At 37.9% G+C, this 3022-nt stretch carries 3 protein-coding genes; 2 read left to right on the forward strand and 1 reads right to left on the reverse strand.

The genetic code is table 11. From position 1 onward, the window contains the following. Nucleotides 1-385, forward strand: a 385-nt coding sequence (locus PSF16_RS17000; RefSeq protein ID WP_272689764.1) for a hypothetical protein, incomplete at its 5' end; no start/stop codon positions are given. 39 nt (nt 386-424) lie between these two features. Next, entirely contained in the window at nt 425-787 is a 363-nt protein-coding gene (locus tag PSF16_RS17005; RefSeq protein WP_272689765.1) for a hypothetical protein, read from the forward strand. Nucleotides 788-849: 62 nt separating this feature from the next. On the opposite strand, the gene PSF16_RS17010 is transcribed toward PSF16_RS17005, so the two are convergent. Next, nucleotides 850-2787 carry a hypothetical protein gene (locus PSF16_RS17010; protein WP_272689766.1) on the reverse strand — a complete coding sequence of 646 codons (1938 nt, stop codon included), beginning with the start codon at nt 2785-2787 and terminating at the stop codon, nt 850-852. Between the last annotated feature and the right edge of the window lie 235 nt (nt 2788-3022).

Below are 3022 nucleotides of genomic sequence, written 5' to 3' on the forward strand. Positions count from 1 at the left end.
GTTAACTCAGGAAGATCTGTTTTCTCTTGCTAATGCAGGGCTAGTTACATATGCAGGAGTTGGCCTTCATAGTAAATGGGAAAAAACAAGTGTGACCTACCATGACGGTAAAACGTCACAAGGTTTTTATCTTCAAAAAGATGACTACTGTATTTTTGTTGAAGGTAGTATTGATCCAGAGCCGAAAGCAAGTTTTGTTAGCTTAACAGCTGCGGGAAGAGAAATTTACCATATTGCTAAAGTTGGGTTAGAGACCGATCTTAATTCACTATCAAAATCCTTATTTGATGAAGAAATGAAAATAAATAAAATTATTTTTTTCAATTACTTAAACAAAGAAAGCTCAGAAATTGATACTTTAAATTACATTGAGAAAAATAGGTGATTTTATATACTACATCTGTTATTTAAATAAGGAAATCATATGAAAGGAACTTTAGTTACTACGCTAATTCTTCAACTTAATTCTCTGATCGATTCAGGAAAACACCAAGATATATCAATTCAACAAGTTCATTCAGCAATTGAAAATAAAATGTTATTACAGTTTATTAAATCAAAATGCGGAAATGATATTGATTTGAGTGTTCATTTCTATGAAAAATTTAATTTTGAGAGTGAATATGAAAATAGAATGTATGAAATGTATTGCGGTTATGCAGGTGATGAATCTAAAAAATGGGGCGTACGTAATCAAGGTCTATGCTTAGTGCTAGCATGGACTAATGAAATTCTTCAAGCTCACTTTGTTTTCAATGATGACCCTAATTATCGACTTGAATTCTAATAGAATATATTTTTTCAAAAGTGCCCCAATACTGTAATTAAAAAGTTTGGGGCAATGCATATTTAAGGTAGATCCATAGCTGTAGTGATACGCCCTGTTGTATTCACATTCAATAGCTGTTTGGCTCCTGTGACAGGGTTAGTTAATACTATTTCTAACGTTCCCTTGCTTTGGTTTTCCGCTAGCCCTAACCGTATAGCTTCACCTATCACCTCGGCAATGTTGGCATTAGCTGAAACATCATTCATTGTGATTGATGGTGCGGATTGAGAAGTAGCCTCTTGCTGTTGCTCAGACTCTAAATACCATCTGTCACGCTGTTCCATTAATCGCGTAGAATTGCGCTTTCCAGCCCATTTAGGGTGATTAATTGCATCATCAATAGAACCCATCATTTCTTCATAGGAGTAGGGCTGATAGCCTGTTTCCTTTTTAATTATCCCATTCATTGCATTGGCCAGCACTTCGGGATCGTATAAATCTAAAGGTTGATATGGCCCAACCCCCATATGTTGAGACATATAACGGATATATTCACCTGTTTTATTGTTATCTTTTCTAGGGGCGTACTTTCTCATAATCCCATCTAGGGTATTATTGCCGCGATCCATATATAGCAATAATTGACGGGCTAATGCAGCTCTACCATCATTTTCATCTTGAAAAATAGCAAAGCCTTTCTTGTTTCCATAGATATCAACGCCCGGCTCATCACGCCCAATCTCATTACTGGCTTCCCTGACATTACCCGGATTATTGTTACGGAATGCCCGTACCCTTGGATCTTTATTGGGTGTCATTGACCAGTAATCAGGAATTTTGTCACCAATGTTGATTCTAGGCGTATTTTTACGTTCTTCTGCCAGCTTCTTTTGTTTTTCCCACTCTATGCCGTATTTCTCTTCTATCGCTTTGTATTGCGCTTCTGTAGGGTCATGAGCAATCAAACGTGTTTTTTCATAGAAGCTCAGTGATTTCTTGTAATCTTCATCTTTGAGAGCTCTGGCAATAAGATCCTTACGTTTATCACCATGATAGAAATTATCAGGTGTATCATTAACGCGCTCCTCAACTTCCTTAATCCTATTTGTAGCCTTATCAACATCCCCAAAATCAGGAATTTTCATTAACATGCTGTCATTATAGAGAAAATCAAATATCCCTTTTTCCAGTTTATTGCCAGCACCTTCAAATTCAGCACCAAGATCTTTAATTTTTGTATTAAGCTTATCCATACGTTCCGCATGTTCGTCACTAACGGTTAAGCCGATTTTGTCTGAACGCGCCATGCGTTCTTTTAATTTTCCCTTTCCCTCTTTTAAGAGGGCGATTAGTTCAGGCGGTAATTTTAATTTATCTCTTAGTTCCCAATTTCGGCTATCAGGTAACTCTTGAATTGCAGCCTCTAAACTTTCTAATGTTTTAGTGATATTGACGCTACCATCTTTGTTTTTAACTAATTCAGCACCAATACTTTTTATTGAAGCTAATAACTCGCCATCTTGCCCCTTATTCGCTTGGCTTAATTTTTCATAATAACTTTCCATAATACCGCTAGCTTCATCCTTACTCGCGCCTTTTTGAACCAAAGTACCCGATAATCGCGTACTTTCTTCTACCGACATCCCCATATTCTTAGCTGAGGTAACATTTTTTGTGCCATTTTCTGCGGCTTCGGTCATATACTTTTGACCACCTGCTATCATGGCTCCAATACCACCCGCTTTCATTAAACCCCCAGTGAGTGCACCAAGGTTTTTTAATGGGGGGATCATATCACCAATACTTTGAACACCTCCCTTTGCAAAATCAGAGATATCCCGTAATTTATCGCCGATAGTGCCCATTCCTGAAATGGTCTCATCACCACCAAGTCGTAATCTCTCCCCAGCATCTTTCAGTGTTGGACGTAAGCGGCTTAGTTCGCCTTCTATCTGACGGATAACGCCACTTGCCTTATCGTCAGCAACTAATTCAAAATCAAATGTGCTACCCGCCATATCACCCTCTATCTAGTATTTTATTTGTTTGCTTAACCCACCAAAGTAGCCGGCTTTTACTGAGTGACCATGCTTCATGCGGCCCCCATCGATAAAAGTAAGTTACATCAACGGCTAATTGTCGCCACTCTCTAAAAGACCGAGAGCCAAAAAACTCATGAGGTAATCCTTACAATGGTTAAAATCTGTAATAGACATTTTCTTAACTTCACTATCAGGAATGCCGCTAATTAAC

The sequence above is a fragment of the Providencia sp. PROV033 genome, from assembly GCF_028484855.1.
GTDB lineage: Bacteria > Pseudomonadota > Gammaproteobacteria > Enterobacterales > Enterobacteriaceae > Providencia > Providencia alcalifaciens.

Coding starts and splice junctions, on each gene's coding strand:
- PSF16_RS17005 (WP_272689765.1), top strand. CDS start 425: ATGAAAGGAACTTTAGTTACTACGCTAATTCTTCAACTTAATTCTCTG.
- PSF16_RS17010 (WP_272689766.1), bottom strand. CDS start 2,787: ATGGCGGGTAGCACATTTGATTTTGAATTAGTTGCTGACGATAAGGCA.